This window comes from Chromatium okenii, assembly GCF_016583745.1.
Taxonomy (GTDB): domain Bacteria; phylum Pseudomonadota; class Gammaproteobacteria; order Chromatiales; family Chromatiaceae; genus Chromatium; species Chromatium okenii.
Map to the genome: position 1 here is coordinate 30,209 of NZ_NRRQ01000004.1, position 19,149 is coordinate 49,357.

Annotated in this window: 12 protein-coding genes and 1 tRNA gene; 4 read left to right on the plus strand and 9 right to left on the minus strand. The window is 54.7% G+C overall.

Annotated features, from left to right (window positions below):
* Positions 1 to 50: 50 nt before the first annotated feature.
* Positions 51 to 1,106 (plus strand): polysaccharide deacetylase family protein, encoded by a 1,056-nt coding sequence (locus CKO12_RS02255; RefSeq protein ID WP_207146230.1) that lies wholly within the window; start codon positions 51 to 53, stop codon positions 1,104 to 1,106.
* Complete coding sequence (locus tag CKO12_RS02260; protein WP_200153108.1) at positions 1,103 to 1,606, plus strand: GNAT family N-acetyltransferase; 504 nt, start codon at positions 1,103 to 1,105, stop codon at positions 1,604 to 1,606. The genes CKO12_RS02255 and CKO12_RS02260 overlap by 4 nt, the downstream gene beginning before the upstream one ends.
* 113 nt (positions 1,607 to 1,719) lie before the next feature.
* Here CKO12_RS02260 and odhB read toward each other — a convergent pair whose 3' ends face one another.
* From odhB to CKO12_RS02285, 5 genes are all read right to left on the minus strand, one after another.
* Positions 1,720 to 2,961 carry a 2-oxoglutarate dehydrogenase complex dihydrolipoyllysine-residue succinyltransferase gene (gene odhB / locus CKO12_RS02265; RefSeq protein ID WP_200153109.1) on the minus strand — a complete coding sequence of 414 codons (1,242 nt, stop codon included), beginning with the start codon at positions 2,959 to 2,961 and terminating at the stop codon, positions 1,720 to 1,722.
* Positions 2,958 to 5,810: a 2-oxoglutarate dehydrogenase E1 component gene (locus CKO12_RS02270; protein ID WP_200153110.1), complete on the minus strand. Its 2,853-nt coding sequence runs from the start codon at positions 5,808 to 5,810 to the stop codon at positions 2,958 to 2,960. Before CKO12_RS02270 ends, odhB begins: the two co-directional genes overlap by 4 nt.
* A gap of 102 nt (positions 5,811 to 5,912) precedes the next feature.
* Complete coding sequence (locus tag CKO12_RS02275; protein ID WP_200153111.1) at positions 5,913 to 10,475, minus strand: response regulator; 4,563 nt, start codon at positions 10,473 to 10,475, stop codon at positions 5,913 to 5,915.
* A gap of 11 nt (positions 10,476 to 10,486) precedes the next feature.
* Positions 10,487 to 11,611 (minus strand): response regulator, encoded by a 1,125-nt coding sequence (locus CKO12_RS02280; protein ID WP_200153112.1) that lies wholly within the window; start codon positions 11,609 to 11,611, stop codon positions 10,487 to 10,489.
* Between the two features lie 69 nt (positions 11,612 to 11,680).
* Positions 11,681 to 11,971, minus strand: a complete 291-nt coding sequence (locus CKO12_RS02285) for a hypothetical protein (RefSeq protein WP_242466163.1) — start codon at positions 11,969 to 11,971, stop codon at positions 11,681 to 11,683.
* Positions 11,972 to 12,088: 117 nt separating this feature from the next.
* Here CKO12_RS02285 and CKO12_RS02290 point away from each other — a divergent pair, with 117 nt between their 5' ends.
* Both CKO12_RS02290 and CKO12_RS02295 read left to right on the plus strand, forming a co-directional pair.
* Positions 12,089 to 14,698: a nitrate- and nitrite sensing domain-containing protein gene (locus CKO12_RS02290; RefSeq protein WP_200153113.1), complete on the plus strand. Its 2,610-nt coding sequence runs from the start codon at positions 12,089 to 12,091 to the stop codon at positions 14,696 to 14,698.
* A 5-nt stretch (positions 14,699 to 14,703) separates the two neighbouring features.
* On the plus strand, positions 14,704 to 15,135 hold the full coding sequence (locus CKO12_RS02295) for a flagellar basal body-associated FliL family protein (RefSeq protein ID WP_242466164.1): 432 nt from the start codon (positions 14,704 to 14,706) through the stop codon (positions 15,133 to 15,135).
* 72 nt (positions 15,136 to 15,207) lie between these two features.
* Here CKO12_RS02295 and gspG read toward each other — a convergent pair whose 3' ends face one another.
* From gspG to CKO12_RS02315, 4 genes are all read right to left on the minus strand, one after another.
* Positions 15,208 to 15,621 (minus strand): type II secretion system major pseudopilin GspG, encoded by a 414-nt coding sequence (gene gspG, locus CKO12_RS02300; protein WP_200153114.1) that lies wholly within the window; start codon positions 15,619 to 15,621, stop codon positions 15,208 to 15,210.
* A gap of 38 nt (positions 15,622 to 15,659) precedes the next feature.
* Positions 15,660 to 16,862, minus strand: coding sequence for a type II secretion system F family protein (locus tag CKO12_RS02305; RefSeq protein WP_200153115.1), 1,203 nt, complete (start codon positions 16,860 to 16,862; stop codon positions 15,660 to 15,662).
* Positions 16,863 to 16,988: 126 nt separating this feature from the next.
* Positions 16,989 to 17,065: transfer RNA gene (locus tag CKO12_RS02310), tRNA-Arg, on the minus strand.
* A 90-nt stretch (positions 17,066 to 17,155) separates the two neighbouring features.
* Positions 17,156 to 19,138 carry a DNA repair helicase YoaA gene (locus CKO12_RS02315; protein ID WP_200153116.1) on the minus strand — a complete coding sequence of 661 codons (1,983 nt, stop codon included), beginning with the start codon at positions 19,136 to 19,138 and terminating at the stop codon, positions 17,156 to 17,158.
* Between the last annotated feature and the right edge of the window lie 11 nt (positions 19,139 to 19,149).

Genomic DNA, 19,149 nt, shown 5'->3' on the forward strand with positions numbered 1-19,149 from the left:
ACGCCATGTTCTTAAAGCACATATTCCAACTGCAATGCTGGATGGTTTGCGTGTGTTGCCTGCTTGATTTATCTATCGGTGCTGCGTACAGCCAAACAATTGATACGATCCAGTACACGCCTGCCGACAGCGTAACTGATGTTGATACCACCGCTTCTGAAAGCGTGTTGCCAACGGGCAATGATGATTCTGTATTAAACCGCTGTTGGACGCCAACACAATTACAGAGCACCGCCAAAGAACGTGTTATTCATCTGCAAAAACCAGCCGATCACAGTCCGCCCCAAGGAAATAGTGACGTTGATTTAGATAACACACAAAACCGCGCTTTTTCCACTGCAATTGCTGCGCGTTCCATTCGCTCAGTCATTCCCGCGCATGGTGAAAAAATCATCGCGCTTACTTTTGATTTGTGTGAACAAGCAGATGAAATTGCCGGTTATGATGGCGCAATTGTTGACTTATTGCGAGCTGAAAAAGTGAATGCGACTTTTTATGCTGGCGGTAAATGGATGCGTTCACATCCTGAACGCACGTTGCAATTGATGGCAGACCCATTATTTGAAGTGGGCAATCATGCGTGGACACATGGCAATTTGCGCGTTTTGCGCGGCGTGGAATTAACCGCACAAATTCTCTGGCCGCAAATACAGTATCAACAATTAAAAGAACAGCTCAACTCGCGCTCATGTGCCGCATCAATACCGGATTCTATTCCAGATCAACCCACAACTTTTCGGTTTCCGTATGGCACCTGTGATGCAGTTGCATTACAAGAAGTTGCTGCTGCCGGTTTATATCCAGTGCAATGGGATATTGTCACTGGCGATCCAAGTAAAAAACAAACGGCACAACACATTATTGATACGGTATTAAAACAGATTCATCCCGGCGCAATTATTATCGCACACGGCAACGGACGCGGTTGGCACACCCATGAAGCCTTAAAAACACTGATTCCTGCATTAAAAAAACAGGGCTATCAATTCGTGACAGTCACCACCTTACTTCAATCTGGAAAACACGTTACTACGGCGAATTGTTATGAAACAAAACCAAATGACAATCTCCGTTATGACAAATTGTTTGGACGCGGAACCGAATGAGCAGCCACCAGCCACCATTGACGCAGACGCATTATCAATTAACGCCAACAGTGAGTTTACAGTTATTGCTGCCAGAAGCAGCGCCGCCGCTTGCGGCACAATTGATAATGATGGAGCCTTGGCAATCATTAGAGTTTACGCTGCCGCAACTAATCAAGTATCTCACTCGTGCTGACCCTTGCCTGCATCGCTTTCAATGCTGTTATCAACAGCAGAATGCGGGCATTATTGCTGTGCGTGAACCTTGGCTGCGCGGTGTTTTTTTGGAATTATTGGCGGTGTTTACGTCCCAACAGCGGCAAGGCATTGGCGAGCACATCATGCGCTGGTTAATTCAAGAAACGACGTTGTGCAGCAACAATCTGTGGACAACGGTATCTGATTTTAATACCAGCGCCCAACACTTCTATGCTCGTCATGAATTCACACCAATTGGCAGAATTCCTGATCTGATTCAAGTGGGACATGAAGAAATTTTATTGCGTCGCCGTCTCAACTGAAGAATGCTTTTCTCGCAACAAAATATGAGCCAGCAGTTATTGGAAACGCGCTTGGAGAATTTGTGAGCACTGCTGAGACGTAGATAATGCCGTCTCAGCATGAATCACGAGAATTACACTTGCAATAACAAACGCGCTGGGTCTTCCAACGCATCTTTAATAGCCACTAAAAACTGCACCGCGTCGCGCCCGTCAATAATGCGATGATCGTAAGTCAGGGCTAAATACATCATCGGTGCAATCACGATCTGACCATTTTCTACAATCGGGCGCTCTTGGATTTTGTGCATTCCTAAAATGGCGCTTTGCGGTGGATTGAGAATTGGCGTTGATAAAAGTGAGCCAAAAACACCGCCGTTGGTGATTGAAAAGGTGCCGCCCGTGAGTTCTTCAAAACTCAAACTGCCGTCTTTTGCTTTCTGACCAAATTGTGCAATACCGCGCTCAATATCTGCCATGTTTAATTGCTGGCAATTGCGCAGAATGGGCACCACTAATCCTCGCGGGGAACTCACGGCAATACCAAGATCGCAATAGTCGTGATAAATGATGTCATCGCCATCGACGCTGGCATTGAGAATTGGAAACTGTTGTAACGCGGCAACCGCTGCGGTAACAAAAAACGACATAAATCCTAAACGCGCTCCATGCCGCGCTTCAAATTGCGTTTTATAGCGTTCGCGCAACGTCATTACCGCCCGCAAATTCACTTCATTAAACGTGGTTAATAATGCAGCTTGCTGTTGCGCCGCTACCAGCCGCTCGGCAATTCGCGCCCGCAGCCGCGTCATCGGCACGCGCTGTTCAGAACGATCCGCCTCGCCACTGCGCTCCGGCGCAGCCGCTTCCGGCAGCGGCTCCGTCAAGGTCAGCGCGTCAGGATCGCGTTCCGGCGCAGCGCGTTCGCGTTGGTCGAGCCACGCGACAACATCCGCTTTGTGAATCCGCCCATCTTTGCCGCTGCCGCGAATGTGCTGCGGATCAAGGTTCATTTCTGCGATGAGGCGGCGGGCAGCGGGCGCGAGCAAGTTGGCAGGCGAGTTGTCAGTTGGCGGTTGAGTGGTTGGCGACGCAGCGGCAGTTGTTTCACTGCTAACTGCCAACTTCTCCCCCTCCACCAACTCCTCAATCCGCGCCAGCACCGCCTCCGCCTGCACCACGTCGCCAATCTGGGCGAGCTGCGCGGCGAGAATCCCCGCTGCCGGTGCGGGCACCTCTAAAATGACTTTATCTGTTTCTAAATCAACGAGATTGTCACCTTTTTGCACCATCTCGCCGGGCTGCTTGTGCCATGCCGCGACGGTGGCGTCAGCAACCGATTCGGGCAAAATGGGAACGCGGACATCGTGACTCATTGCGGTGGAATCCTTTTATTCATCATAGGGTTAAAGTGGCCAGTCAGCGCCTCGGCGAGAAGACGCTCCTGTTGTTCAAGATGGGTGCTGCGATGCCCAACCGCTGGCGCAGCGGCCGCCGGTCGTCCGACGTAATGCGGGCGCTTGCCAGCTTGGATGAGATAGTGAAAGCGATGTTTGATCTGATCCCAAGCGCCTTGATTTTGCGCCTCTTCTTGGCACCAGATCACGTCGTGGGTCGCAGCGTACTGGTCGATCACCGCCGCAAATGCCGCTTTCGGGAACGGATATAACTGCTCAATGCGCACGATGGCGACGTTGGTCAGACCTTGCGCCCGTCGCGCTTCCAGCAACTCGAAATACACCTTGCCGGAACAAAAAATCAGCCGCTCAATGCCCGCCGGATCAAGCGCATCAACTTCTGGCAGCAGCGGCTGAAATTGCCACTGCGCCAGCGCGTCCAGCGCCGATACCGCCAACGGATGCCGCAGCAAACTTTTGGGCGTCATCACAATCAAGGGCTTGCGATAATCGCGCAGCACTTGTCGGCGCAGCAGATGAAACAGTTGCGCCGGCGTGGTCGGCGCACAGACTTGAATGTTGTGCTCGGCGCACAATTGCAAAAACCGCTCCAGCCGCGCCGATGAATGCTCCGCGCCCTGCCCTTCCAAACCGTGCGGCAACAGCAGCACCAGCCCGCAATCCAAGCCCCATTTGCTGCCGCCGGAGGTGATGAATTGGTCAATCACCACCTGCGCTCCGTTGGCAAAATCGCCAAATTGCGCTTCCCACAACGTCAGCGCGTGCGGCTCGGCAGTGGCAAATCCGTACTCATAACCGAGCACCGCCTCCTCCGACAAAATCGAATCAATGGCGATAAACGCGCCCTGTTGCGGATGTAACCGTTGCAGGGGCGTGAGCGCAGTGCCGGTGCGTTGATCGTGAATTTTGGCGTGGCGATGCGAAAAAGTGCTGCGCCCCGCATCTTGTCCCGACAGCCGCACTGCGATTCCGCTATCCAACAAACTGGCGTAGGCAAGCGTTTCCGCCATGCCCCAATTGAGCGGTTGCTCACCCAGCCCCATGCGCCGCCGTTCTTGCCAGAGCTTTTCAACTCGCGGATGCAGCTCAAACGCGGGTGGCAACCGCAGCAGCGCCTCGGTCAACTGGTGCAGCTTGGTGAGCGGCACTCCGGTCGGCGCGTCTTGATCCCAATGGGTGCCGCGACAAAAGTCCCAACTGGCGCGATGCGGTTGATTCAGCCCGCACAGCACCGGTCGCGCAATCACCACACCTTGGGCGATGGCGTCGCGGTAAGCCGTCAACAGCGCGTCTGCCGCCTCGCGCTCGATCACACCAGCAGCAATCAGGCGCTCGGCGTACACGGTGCGCGGCGTCGGATGATTGCGGATTTTTTGATACATCAACGGCTGCGTCACTGCCGGTTCATCGGCTTCGTTGTGACCGAGGCGGCGATAGCAGACCAGATCAATAATCACGTCTTTATGAAACTGGTTGCGGAAATCCAACGCCATCCGCGTCACAAAAATCACCGCTTCGGGATCATCGCCGTTGACGTGAAACACCGGCGCAGCCACCAATTTGCCCACGTCGCTGCAATAGGCGCTGGATCGCGCATCCAGCGGATGGCTGGTGGTGAAGCCGATTTGATTGTTGATGATGATGTGAACGGTGCCGCCGGTGTTGTAACTGCGGGTTTGCGACAGTTGCAGCGTTTCCATCACCACGCCCTGACCGGCAAATGCCGCATCGCCGTGAATCAACACCGGCAGCACCTGCTCACCGTTGCGATCACCGCGCCGCCGCTGCCGCGCCCGCACCGAGCCTTCAATCACCGGATTGATGATTTCGAGATGGGACGGATTGAAGCCGAGCGCCAGATGCACCGCGCCGCCCGGGGTGTCCAGATCAGTGGCAAAACCCATGTGATATTTCACATCGCCTGCCAAGGTTTGACAGGCGCTGGCGCGAGTCACGCGCCCCTCAAATTCATCAAATATCTCCTGCGGTGGTTTGCCGAAGATGTTGGTGAGCACGTTGAGACGGCCGCGATGCGCCATGCCGATGACGATTTCCTGCTGACCTTTGCGCCCAGCGCGTTGAATCAGCTCATCAAGCAGCGGAATCAACGCATCGCCGCCTTCCAGCGAAAAGCGTTTTTGCCCCACGAAACGCTGGTGCAAGTAGGTTTCAAAGCCTTCGGCAGCACTCAACAATTTCAGCAGCCAGTGCCGATCAGCGGTTTCCAGCTCCGGCGTGGCGCGATAGCCCTCCAGCCGCTTCTGAATCCAGCGCCGTTCCAGCGTGTTGGTGATGTGGAGATATTCGGAGCCGACGGTGCCGCAATAGGTTTGCGCGACGATGGCGATGATCTCGCGCAGCGGCAGGCGGTCGGGCGCATACAGCGAGCCGGTATGAAACACGCGGTCAAGATCAGCCGGTTCTAAACCGTGATAAGCGGGATCGAGATCGACGATGTCTGGCGTGTCGCGCAATTTGATCGGATCAAGATTGGCGACCTGATGCCCGCGATAGCGATAGCCGGTGATCAGCGCGAGCACGGCGGATTGTTTTTCGGCGGCGCGAGCGGCGGCGGGGAAGTTGTCAGTTGGCGGTTGCGGCGCGAGACGGGCAGCAACTGCTGGCGCGGGGTGCGGCGCGTGAGTTGATGCGCCAGCACCACCTGCCAACTGCTCACTCAACTCGTCAAAGCGCCGCCGCCACAGCGGATCAATGCTGGCGGGATCAAGAAGATAACGCTCATAAATGTCTTCAATAAATGCGGCGTTGTCGCCGTGCAGCACTTCGGAAAGCGAGATAACATTCATATTGGTTTCTTTTTTTTCAATCCTTATTGGTTTGTTGTTTGTTTATTTATTTCAATCCTTGTTGTAGTGGATCAATAAATGCGCCGTTTCCAATGCCGGGTTTCAATCCTTGTTGTATTGGATTAATAATTGCTGCGCCGTCCCCAATGCCGGTAAATAATCATAATTGTGCAGTTGTTTTTCCAGCCGCAGCGCGGCATCGCCAAACGCTGCGACTAAAAGATCGCGCTCGTTTTCAAACACCGTATTGGCATCGGTGTCGTCGCGGGCGAGTAAATGCACCAATTCCAGCACCACCGCCTGCACCCGTTCCCAATCAATCTGTGGTGTGACAACCGGCGCTTCGGCAAGCGTCAATAACGGCGTCGCAGTGTGCGCAAACTCCGCCAGCGCGACTGCTAATTGATTGATGTGATGGGTTAAATTGTCGCCCCCACTCTTTGGAAAAGGCACACCTTCATCTCCCCCCTTTGGAAAAGGGGGGCAGGGGGGGATTGGTGAGATCGGGCTTGTTGCATCAAATCCCCCCAACCCCCCTTTTCCAAAGGGGGGCTCAGGGGCGTTGAGATGTTTTGCGCCGCGCTCCACCGCCGCCGCTAAATCCGCCAAGTGCGTCAAGCCCAGCGTTGCTGCCGCGCCTTTCAACGCATGAGCACGCAAGCGCACCGCGCCCAGCTCGTGCGCCGCCAACTGCGCGGCGAGTTGTTGCCCATCGGCTGCATGATTGTCGATAAATTGCCCCAGCAACCGCCGCAAGCGCGGCACATCACCGCGCACACTGCGCAGACCTTGCGCCACATTCAGCCCGGCGATGTATTCTAAATCCGGCACTCGCGGCACCGGCTGCGGCGCAACGGTGCTGACGATTGGCAAAAATTCTGGCTCAAACTGCCGCACCGCCGTCGTCGGATCAATCTGCGTCGGCGCCAGCCAGCGCACCAAACTTTGATACAAGCGCGTCGGCTCCAACGGTTTGGCGACGTGATCGTTCATGCCCACCTGCAAACAGCGATGCCGATCTTCATCAAACGCATTTGCCGTCATCGCCAAAATCGGCACATCGCTATACGCGGGCAATTGTCGAATCGCCTGCGTCGCCGCCAGCCCGTCCATCACCGGCATTTGAATATCCATTAAAATCAAATCGTAGCGCGTCACCTGCGCCATGTGCAGCGCGATCAAACCGTTATCCGCCAAACTGACCTGCATCCCGACCGCTTCCAGCAATTGACACGTCACTTCTTGATTGATCGCGTTGTCTTCAACCAGCAGCAACAGTGCGCCTTGTCGCCGCTCCAACTCCCGCGCCAGCGTGATCGGCACCACCGGCGGCTCGCCGCTGGTGTGACGCTGCAACGCCGCCGCCAGCGCATCGTGCAGCACCGACGGCGTGACGGGTTTGGTGAGAATGTGGGAAATGCCGGCGCGTGCGGCTTCATCGTGCGGCAGATGATCGCCGTAAGCCGTAACCATCAAAAACTCCGGTGGCGCAGTGAGCGCCAAGGCTTGCAGCTTGAGCGCCGTGTCGATGCCGTCCACGCTCGGCATCTTCCAATCAATCATCAGCAGTCGGAACGGATCACCAGCGCGGTCGGCCGCCAACACTGCCGCCAATCCCGCCTCGCCGGATGCGGCGGCGTCCACCCGCATTCCCAATTCCTGCAACAAGCTGGCGAGAATATCGCGGGCGTCGGCGTGGTCATCAATCACCAACACGCGCATTCCACGAAAGGGCGCGAGCGTGAGCTGGCGCTGGGCGGCGTTGTGGGCGGCGATCACAAAGGGAATTTCTAACCAAAACAGGCTGCCTTGCCCGGGTTGACTGATTGCGCCGAGCTGTCCGCCCATCAATTCGGTTAAACGTTTGCTGATGGCCAAGCCCAAGCCGGTGCCACCGAAACGGCGGGTGGTGGATTCGTCGGCTTGTTCAAAGGCACGAAACAGGCGCTGCATCTGCGCGTCGGTGATGCCGATGCCGGAATCTTGGACTTCAATGCGGAGAGTGAACGGGGCTGAGTTGTCAGTGGGATTTACCGCCCGCGCCCGAATCGCAATCCGCCCCGTCTCGGTGAATTTCACTGCGTTGCTGACCAGATTGAGCAAAATCTGCCCCAGCCGATTGCCATCGCCCCGCAGCAGCAGCGGCACCTGCTCCAAGTCCACCAGCACATCTAAATTCTTGTTGGCAATGTGATCCGCCAGCAGTTGGCACACATGATCAATCACCCGCGCCAGCTCAAAATCCTGCGCCTCCAGCGTCATCTTGCTGGCTTCGATTTTCGATAAGTCCAAAATATCGTTGATAATTTGCAGCAGATGCCGCGCTGAAGTGGTGAGCTTGTCGAGCTGATCGTGCTGGCGCGGCGTCAACGGATCGCGCCGCAGCAAATGCGCATAACCGATCACCGCATTCATCGGCGTGCGAATTTCGTGGCTCATATTCGACAAAAAGGCGCTTTTTGCCTGATTCGCCGCTTCCGCTGCCGCCTTCGCCATTTCCAACTCAGCGGTGCGCGACGCCACCAAATCCTCTAAATGCAGCCGGTGGTCTTCCAACTCGCGGGCAGTCGTCACCCGCTCGGTGATGTCCTGCACAATGCCCATCCCAAACAGCGGACGACCATTGCCATCAAATTCAATTTCCGCCCGCTCCTCAACCCAGCGCACGGTCTCACCCACCATAATTCGATGCGTCACCCGATACGGCTGACCCAGCAACGCCTGATCCCAAGCGACCAGCACTGCCGGTCGATCATCGGGATGGACGCAGTTCATAAACACCTCCAGCGTCAACGACGGATTCCGCGTCAAACCAAAGATGCGATAGGTTTCATCCGACCACAGCAGCCGATCTTGCAAAATATCAAGCCGCCAATGTCCGGTCTGCGACACCGCCTGCGCCCGATTCAAAAACAGCTCGCTCTCACGCAGCGCCCGCACCACCTCCAACCGTTCCCGATGCAGCAATGCCATTCCCACTTGATCGGCAATCTGGCACCCAAACACCACCTCATCCTCACACCAGTGATGCGCGTGCCCCACTTGCTCAAAACACACCACCCCGCGTGGCAGCCCACCCGACATCACGCAGCAATCCAGCATCGACACGATGCCCAGCGGCTGCAAATACGCCTCCGCATAACCGGCAGTGCGCGGATCAGTCAGCGCGTCGCTGGCGTCTACATAACGATGCGCGATCAACCAATCCAGCTCAAAACGATACGCAGCAAACGCCATCTGCATTCCTGCCGTGTGGCTTTCGCGCGTTAATTCATATAAATCAATGCACTCCAACTGCGTCAGCGCCGCATCAAACAGCCACACCGACATCCGCGCCACCCGCAGCATTCGGCTTAAACACGCGGTGATCTCACGCGCAAACGCCACCACGTCGCCGTTGATGCCAGAATCTAAATGGCTGATTTCGTGAATTAAATGGGTATGCAATTCCAGCCGCGCCGTCCGCGCCAGATGTTCGCGCTCGCGCAGCTTTTGCTCATCAATGTTGCGCCACACCGCCGACACCAACGGCTGCCCGTCGTGATAAAGCGTGCGAAAAGTGATCGCAACTTCTTGAATGGTGCCGTTTTTTGCGCGATGGCGGGTTTCAAAACCCGTGATCGCGCCAGTAAAAATCGCGTTGGTATTCATGGCGATTTGTTCTGGCGAATGCTCGGCTTGAATATCTGGCACTGACAGCGCCGCAAATTCCTCGCGGGTATATCCCAAACCTTCGTGCGCCGCCGTGTTGAATTGAATGAAGCACTGCGTGATCGGATTCAATAACAAAATCGCATCGGTCGTCTGGCTAAACATCGTCTCCACCAACGTCTCGTGTTCATGCAGCACTCGCGCCGCCTGCCGCCGATTGAGCACTTCCACAAGGCGATACAACACCGCCTGCACCAAGCGCACCTTTTCCGGCACAAAACTCGGCGCTCCGAATGCACGCGGCGGCGCGGAGCGATACGCCAACGTCAATCGCAACGGCTCGTCTAACTTGGTGCGCTCCTCCATCGCCAGCACCCAATCCGTCAGCGCAAAGCCGGGCGTGAGATAATGATTGCCACCCCAATCGAGCCGCGCCGTCGCCAACTCCGGGTCTTGCAGCCCGGTCAACATCTCCGCCACCACCTGCTGCAACAGCGTCGTGAGCGGCAACGCCAAATCTTCCGACAAGCGAAAGACTTCGTATAAACACCGCTGTTCTTTCACCCGCTCCGCGAGCAATTGCTGCTCACGGCGCAACTGCGTTTCCGCCTGTTTTCGCGCCGTGATGTCCCGCACGATGACGATGCAGCCTTGCCCAGCCGGTAGTCGCCGCAGCCGCGCATCAAAATAACCCTCGCCCAGCGGCAGCGGCAGGTGGTACTCAAACACCACCAATTCATCCGTGCCCAGCGCCAGCGCCAACTGGTGATTGAATTGCGCGGCGATCTCCGGCGGCAACACCTCATCAAAGTGGCGTCCGAGAAAAAACGCGGGCGGCACATACAGCGTCGAATGCTCACGAGCGCGGTAATCCAGCAGCGTCCCGTCGGCATCCACCAAAAAATACAGATCGGGAATCGTCAGGCTGACGTCCATCACCAGCGGCTGCAACGCAGCGCGACGACTGGCGAGATGCGCAAGATCAACGTCCGATAACGCCGCAAGATCAGTCATTTAGGTGCTGCTCACGCCGGATCACTGAACCGCTGCGCCACGTCAGCAAATTCGGCTTCAATGGCACTAAACGCCGTCACCAGCAACGGATCAAAATGTCGTCCCGCTTGTTCGCGGATGTAATGCGCGGCCGCACTGGGCGTCCACGGTTCCTTGTAAACCCGTCGCATCGTCAGCGCGTCATACACATCCGCCAGCGCCATCAATCGCGCCGCCAGCGGAATCGCATCGCCCGCCAAGCCTTGCGGATAACCGCTGCCATCCCATTTTTCGTGATGACTCGCGGCAATCGCCTGCGCCACCTCCAGAATCGCCAACGCTTCCGGGCACGCATCGGCGGCAGTGCGTTGATTTAATTGCAGAGATTTTTCAATCGCCCGCCGCAGCGCGTCCGCACCGAGCTGGCTGTGGGTCTGCATAATTGCCCACTCCGAAGCGTCGAGCTTGCCGGGTTTAAGCAAAATGCAGTCGGGAATCCCGATTTTGCCGATGTCGTGCAGCGGAGCCGCCTTCACGACCCGCGATAAGCGCGGCTCCGCCAACAGCGCCGCCAATTGCGGTTGATGCTGCTGCAATTGCCGTCCGAGCAGCTCAACATAAGTTTGGGTGCGCAAAATGTGATTGCCGGTTTCATTGTCGCGGGTTTCCGCCAATTCCAGCACCACGCTGAGGCTCACATCCTGAATTAACAGCGTTTCGCGGGTGCGCCGCGCCACTTCTAATTCCAGCCAATCGTTTTGCTGCGCCAGCCGATCTCGCGCCTGCTTGATTTCCAAATGACTGCGCACCCGCGCCAACATGATCGCCGGTCGCACCGGCTTGACCAGATAATCCACCGCGCCGAGCGCCAGCCCCTTTTCTTCATCAAGATCGTCACTCAACGCCGTGACAAAAATCACCGGAATATCCCGCGTCGCCGCATCCTCGCGCAGCCGGGTCAACACCTCATAACCATCCATGCCCGGCATCATCACATCCAATAAAATTAAATCCGGGCGCGGTGCAGAATGCGCCGCCAGCAAGGCTTGCGCCCCCGTTTTGCAGGCACGCACCTGATAGTTTGGACTGAGCAATTTGACAAAAATCGACAAATTGCTTGGCTCGTCATCAACGATTAGCAGGGTAAACGTTCGCATCGTAGGTTCAGCAAGTCTCATCGCAGCACGAATTGTCATAGCATAGGATTGGCGCGACGGCGCTGGACGTCAAACTGGATACTGGTGCTGCCACGCCGCCTGAGCCGCACGAGCCGTCCGCGCTAATTGCGACAACTCCGCCAAAGTCGGGCGTTCATTCTGCGCCAATCGTTGCTCCCAACTCTGGAGTTCCAACGCCAAAAACTCCAACAATTTTAACGCGCACTGCTGACAATCGCCGCTGCACTCCAGCGCCGGCGGTGCATCCAATGGGATGGCAGCACGAATATCTGCAATCAATATCCGCATTGCAGTCGCGCTATCGGGTTTACGCGCTGATGAATGAGATTGTGTCACCATATGATGCACTCTGAAATCAATAACCAATACAGCGATGCCGACCAGAAAACCTGTCATGCCGTCGGATCAACAACGCAATCACTCTCGCGCACATTCCATTTTTACTGATGGACGATCATGTTAAACAAACTCAATATCAAAACAAAACTATTTCTATTGGTAGGCATCCCCAGTTTAGCACTGGCGTGCATGATGCTGTTTTTAATTCTGCAAATGGTGCGGGATTTATACAGCATTCAACACGGGCAAGCACTGGGGCAATTAGTGGTCGCGCTGGGCGAAGTCGCCCACGAATTACAAAAAGAACGCGGCATGAGCGCCGGTTTTCTATCGAGTAAAGGGAGCAAATTTGCAGATCGCCTGCCACCGCAACGCCAAGCCAGCGACGTTGCCATTGCCCAATTAGAACACGCAATCACACAAGTTGATCTCAATACTTTAGAAGCAGATTATCGCCAACGCCTTGAAGAATTACCAAATTCAGTGCTGACGTTACACAATTGGCGCACGATTGTCAGCGACTTAAAAGCCAATCCGCCCAGCTCCTTTCGGATGTATAGCGACTTAATTGGCAATTTATTAGAAATTGCCGCTCGCACCAGCAATCAATTACACGATGCACAACTGTCACGCCTCACCAATGCTAAAAGCGCATTATTATTTTTGAAAGAACGCAACGGACAAGAACGCGCCTTATTATCCGGTGCGTTCAGTGCTGGACGCATCACCGCTGGTGATTATGATGTGTTTCAAGGGTTGTTAATTGACCAATCCAATTATTTACGCACGACAAACGCTTTCGCCACCACCGCGCAAATGGCGCTGCTGAATGACAAACTCAGCCAGCCGATTAACCAAGATATCTCCGCCATTGAAAGTATGGTGAAAACAAAAGGCGTGGGTGCAGAATTAAACTATCCGCCCGTGACTTGGTTCGATCAAATCACCGCCAAAATTGATTTATTGCGCGAAGTCGAACAGCAATTTTCTGCCGATATTATTGCCGCAAATCATACCCAATTGCATACCGCGCAAACCGCATTGCTGTTCTATTCAATCGTGCTGGGATTGACGCTCTTTTTAACGCTGCTGCTGGCGTTAGGAATCGTGCGCAGTGTGGTCAGTCAAATTGGTGGTGAACCCGCCAACGCCGCTAAAATTGCTCACGCGATTGCTGGCGGCAAACTAGACAACATCATTCCATTACGCGCTGGCGATCAAACCAGTTTGCTGGCATCAATGCTCAATATGCAGAATCAGTTGCGAGAACAGATTGCTGCTGATCGCCACATTGCTACCGAAAGTTTACGCATTAAAAACGCCCTTGATAAAGCCTCCACCAATGTCATGGTTGCTGACAATGACGGCAACATCATTTATATGAATGTGGCAATGACCAAAATGATGCACTCCTGCGAAGCCGCATTGCAGCGCGTGTTGTCAGACTTTAATGCCGATTATTTAATTGGCAAAAATTTTGATGATTTTCACCGTAATCCGCTGCGGCAGCGTAATTTTTTAGCGGAAATGAACGCTGAGTATATTTCAGAATTAACGGTTGCTGGATATACCTTTCGCCTGATTTTTAATCCGGTGATTAACGCGCAAGGTGAGCGCATCGGTTCGGTTGTAGAATGGACAGATCGCACCAATGAAGCCAGCGTGCAACGTGAATTATCAACGCTGTTAGATGCGGCAGTCTATGGCGATTTTTCCCAGCGGTTAGATTTAACCGGCAAGGATGGTTTCTTAAAACAAATGAGCCAAGGCATGAATCAATTGGTGGAGATTGTGTCCACCGGACTTGCCGATATTGCGCGGGTTCTCAATAGCATTGCGCAAGGCGATTTAACCCAACAAATTACTGCGGATTACAGCGGCACCTTTGGGCAATTGAAACTGGACACCAATACTACAGTTGCGCAATTACGCGAAGTGGTCGGACGCATTCAAGCGGTGACGTTGGCAATCAATGATACTGTAGATGAAATTGCCGCTGGCAATACCGATTTATCCAGCCGCACAAAAGCACAAGCCAATGCACTTGAAAAAACCGCTGGCACGATGGAAGAACTCAATGCTACGGTACAAAAAAATGCGCACAATGCGAGTCAAGCCAATCAATTGGCAAGCACTGCTCATGTCACCATTCAACGCGGCGGTGATACCGTAAAAGCAGTCACCACCACCATGAATGCAATTCAAACTGCGAGTAGTAAAATTGCAGATATTATTAGCGTGATTGATGGCATTGCATTTCAAACAAATATCTTGGCACTCAATGCGGCGGTGGAGGCAGCGCGGGCGGGTGAGCAAGGGCGCGGCTTTGCGGTGGTTGCTGCTGAGGTGCGGACGTTGGCGCAGCGCAGTGCGCAAGCAGCCAAGGAAATCAAAGGGTTAATCGCTGATTCCATGACGACAGTGGATCGCGGTGCTGCCCTCGCGCAGCAGGCGGGCGCGGCGATGACGGAGGTGGTGGTGAGTTTTCAGCAGGTGGCGACGTTGGTGGCGGGAATTGCTGACGCCAGTCGGGAACAATCATTGGGAATTGCACAAGTTGCACGCGCAGTAACTGAGATTGATACCATGACGCAACAGAATGCGGCATTAGTTGATGCAGCAACTGCCGCGACTGACAATTTAGAAAATCAGGCGCGGGATTTGGTGCAAGCCGTTTCTGTATTCAGCGATACTGGAAATGTGGTTGTCTTTAATAGCGAGAGTTAATTCTAATGAAACAATTGAATTTGCGTGGGTTATTGTGGGTAATGATGGCACTGTTGCCATTGATGTGGTGGTCGCCGGCGCAGGCAAGCAGTGGCGGAAGTAAAGATGATGCCGCTGCTTATCCGGGTTATATGGCATTGGAACCGGCATTGGTGGTGAATTTAGCGAGTGATCGGCGGACGCGCTATTTGAAATTAGACATCCAGTTTTATTTGAATAGCAGCCATGATGCGGAATTGGTGAAAACGCACATGCCGCTCATTCGAGATCGGATGATTACCTTGCTGGGTGGACGGCAACCAGATCAAGTCAGTTCTATGGAGGCGCGGGAACAATTGCGGGTGGAATTGTTAGAACAACTGCGGGAAACGATGACGCATCAAACTGGCGAGCCGGCAATTCATGCGATTTATTTTACAGGCTTTATTGTGCAATAACTGATAGTGCTTAATACAGGGTTGATGATGTAATCCCCTCGTTGCGATGCAGCGAGGGGTATTTTATTGGTGCTATTCCCAACTGCGAATATCAGTGTTTTCACCTTCGCCGCCATCACGATGATCGGCACCGAGTGACCACAGATCAACGCTGCCATGTTCACCGGGCGCACGATATTCGTATTCAAAGCCCCAAGGGTCTTTGGGAACATCGCCCTTTTTAAGATAGGGGCCATTCCAATTCGGTGCATTGCCGGGTTTTTCTACCAAGGCGCGTAATTCAGCCGGATATTGTCCCAACTCAAGCCGATATAAATCCAGCGTTGCGCTTAATTCTTCGATTTGCAATTTTGCGGTTTTGGTTTTAGAACTGCCGAGAAATTTCATCACCTGTGGCCCGACTAAACCCGCTAATAACCCTAAAATTGCGAGCACGACCAACAATTCGACTAGCGTAAAACCACGCATCAGTTTGATAGAACGCATTTCAACACTCTCCGCAATGACACTGCATTTCAGTTTGATTAAAAAACCAATTCGTTGGCACCCAAAATTGCCATTAAAATGGACATGATGATGCCAGCAACGATGACGCCTAAACCCACAATTAAAATGGGTTCTAATAACGTCAGCAACCGTTGGACGCTGGTGCGCGTTTCCCGGTCATAAATGGTGGCGATCTTCGTCAACATGGCGTCTAAACTGCCAGATTCTTCGCCGACGCGGATCATTTGCAGCGCCAACTCCGGCAGCGCCTGCACCCGCACCAGCGGTTCAGCCAGCCCGCGCCCGTGTTTGAGATCGTCGCCCACTTCGCGCAGCAAGATGGCGAGGTGGTGGTTGCTGACCACTTCTCGCGCCAGCGTCAGCGCCGTCAACAGCGGCAGCCCGTTGGTCAACAGCGTGGCGAGGGTGTGGCACAGCCGCGCTGTTTCCAATTTCCACAGCAAATCGCCGAGCAGCGGCACGGTCAGTACGCGCCGATCAACGTACATCCGCACCGCTGGACGTTGCAGGCTGTGTTCAATCAACACGGCAGCGAGCGCGATGCCGCACAGCAGCGCCCACCAATAATTGCGAAACAATTCTCCCGCCGCCACGACGATCTGAGTCGGCAGCGGCAAGGCTGCACCCATGTCGTCAAATAAAACCGTGAATTGTGGCACCACGAACACCAGCAGCAAGATGACCGACAAGGCGGCGACAACCAGCAAAATCAGGGGATAAACGAGCGCGGAGGTGACGGTTTGGCGCAGTTCGGCGACGCGCTCCAAATAATCGGCCAGGCGGTTAAGCACCTGATCCAACGCCCCGCCCGCTTCACCGGCTTTAATCATGTTGATGTAAAGACGCGGAAATTGCCCATCTTGCGCTTCCAGCGCCCGCGAAAAAGTCGCCCCACCGCGCACCTGTTGCTGCACAGCGGTCAACACCCGCACGAGCTGTTCGGCACTGCTGAGATCAAGCAGGATGTGCAGCGAGCGATCCAGCGTCATGCCCGCTTCCAACAGCGTGGCCAATTCACGGGTCAAGATATTGATTTCTTTCGGTGTCAGACGCCGCTGCCGCCCTAAAGTCAGGCGCAACGTTTTTGACGTGCGGGCTTCAATCAGAATCACGCCCTCGCGCTGTAATTGCCGGCGCAGCGTGTCCTCATCTGCCGCCTCAATTTCACCCGCAACGGTTTCGCCGTCGAGCTTGACTGCTTGATAGAAAAATTTGGGCACACGCGCTGTCCTGAGAAAATGATCGCTGCTGGCGCAAAAGATCGCGGATTAACGGAGTTTGGCGTGGGAAATCGCGGTGGTGGGACTTGATAACGAATACTTGCGGAAATGACTTCGAGAGGGTGGTGGCGCGCCCGACAGGATTCGAACCTGTGACCCCAGCCTTCGGAGGGCTGTACTCTATCCATCTGAGCTACGGGCGCAAGCCGCACATTATGGCGAGTGCCGCCCCTCACGTCAAAGCCGATTCATCATCTGCCGGGGCTGGAGATGACCGCCAATACCCGCCACAACTAACTTTTTACTTTACGCTGCCGCTTCTTTTTAATTGGAGTTTTAACAACTTCAACAGTCGCATTGCATTCAGCAGCATCAAAAAACGTTTTCACATCTTCAATGACTCGCGTCCGCGCCATCGGCGGCAAACTCGCTAAAAACGTGTGACCATACGATTTTGCTAATAAACGCGGATCGCACACCACCAACACCCCACGATCATGCTGATCTCGAATTAACCGTCCCGCGCCTTGTTTTAAGGCAATCACGGCCTGCGGCAATTGATAGTCTTGAAAAGGATTGCCACCGCGCTGCCGCAACGCATCAATGCGAGCGGCTAAAACCGGATCGCCCGGTGAAGCAAACGGTAACCGATCAATCAATACGCACGACAGCGCCTCACCGCGCACATCAACGCCTTCCCAAAAACTCGCCGTCCCCAGCAACACTGCATTGCCCAATTCACGAAATCGCGCTAATAATTCCGCTCGCGGTGCCGTGCCTTGAATTAACAACGGATAATCCAATTGACCATTTAATCCCGCCGCAGTTTCGTGCAATGCGCGATAACTGGTGAATAATAAAAAAGCGCGACCGCGACTATATCCAATCACTTCTCGCGCCAGCGCAATCACATGTTGATTGTATTCCGGTGCCGAAGGCTGCGGTAAACCACGCGGCACAAACCACAAGGCTTGTTTGGCATAATCAAATGGACTTTCCCAACGCGCAGTTTGCGCATTTTCAATGCCGAGTTGTTGCGCAAAATGTTCAAACCGTTCGCCAACTGCCAGCGTCGCCGAAGTGAAAATCCATGCTGTCCCCGCTTGCCCAACATGTTTCCGAAACACGTCCGCCACCGATAACGGCGTCTGATGCAGCCGAAAGCCGCGTCCGTTGGTTTCAAACCAGCGCACCGCCTCCGGCGGTTCCGGCGCCAGCAACGTGTGCAGCCGCGCCAGCAAGGTCGCCGCCCGCGCTTGACAGGCATCCAGATTTTTCCCGTGCCCCTGCAACGCTTTGAGCGCCAGCGCCAACGCCTGAAGTTTTTGCTCCAGCTCCGCCAGCGTCCGCTGCACCTCCGCGTTGTCCGCCAAGTCTCGCCACGGCGCTCGGCGATCCGTCTCACCACCCAAACTGATGCGCACCTCGGCAGTGGCGCGTTGCACCATTTTGACCCGGCGCGGCAACTCCACCACACCTTGTGCCTCGCTGTAGGCGGCGATCTCCGTATCCGTTGCTAAATCATGCAGTTGCCGACTGCTAAATGAAATTCCAAAAAAGCTCGACGCCGTGTCAGGAAGCTGATGCGCCTCATCAATCACAAAACAATCCGCCCCCGGCAACAGCTCGCCCAAACCCTCATCGCGCAACGCTAAATCCGCGCAGAGGAGGTGGTGATTGACCACCACCACTTCCGCTGCCTGCGCCTCGCGCCGCGCTGTCACCAAATGGCAGCGTTGAAATTCCGCGCATTCCTGACCAAGACAGTTATCCACCGTCGAGGTGATTTCCGCCCAAATCGGCGCATCTTCTGGCAGCGGCAACTCCGCGATGTCGCCGGCTTGCGTGGTCTGCGCCCAATCGCGCACCAGCGCCAACTGCTGTTGCAGCTCAGGTGTCAAATGCACCACCTCTTCTTGCAGCAGCGCCAGCCGATGTCGACACAAATAATTGGCGCGTCCTTTGAGCAACGCGCTGGAAACCGGAATCCCCAGCGCCGTGCGCATCAGCGGCAAATCGCGGTGAAAGAGTTGATCTTGCAAATTGCGGGTGCCGGTCGAAATCAAGACCTTGCGCCGCGATAACAGCGCCGGCACCAGATACGCAAAGGTTTTGCCGGTGCCCGTGCCCGCCTCACAAATCAGCACCCCGCCAGTCCGCATCACTGCCGCGATGCGTTCTGCCATCGCCTGCTGCTGCTCGCGGTGCTGAAAATTGGGCAATCGCGCTGCCAGTCGCCCGCTTTTACCAAAAATTGCTGCTAAATCAGTCGTCATCTTCTGAAGTG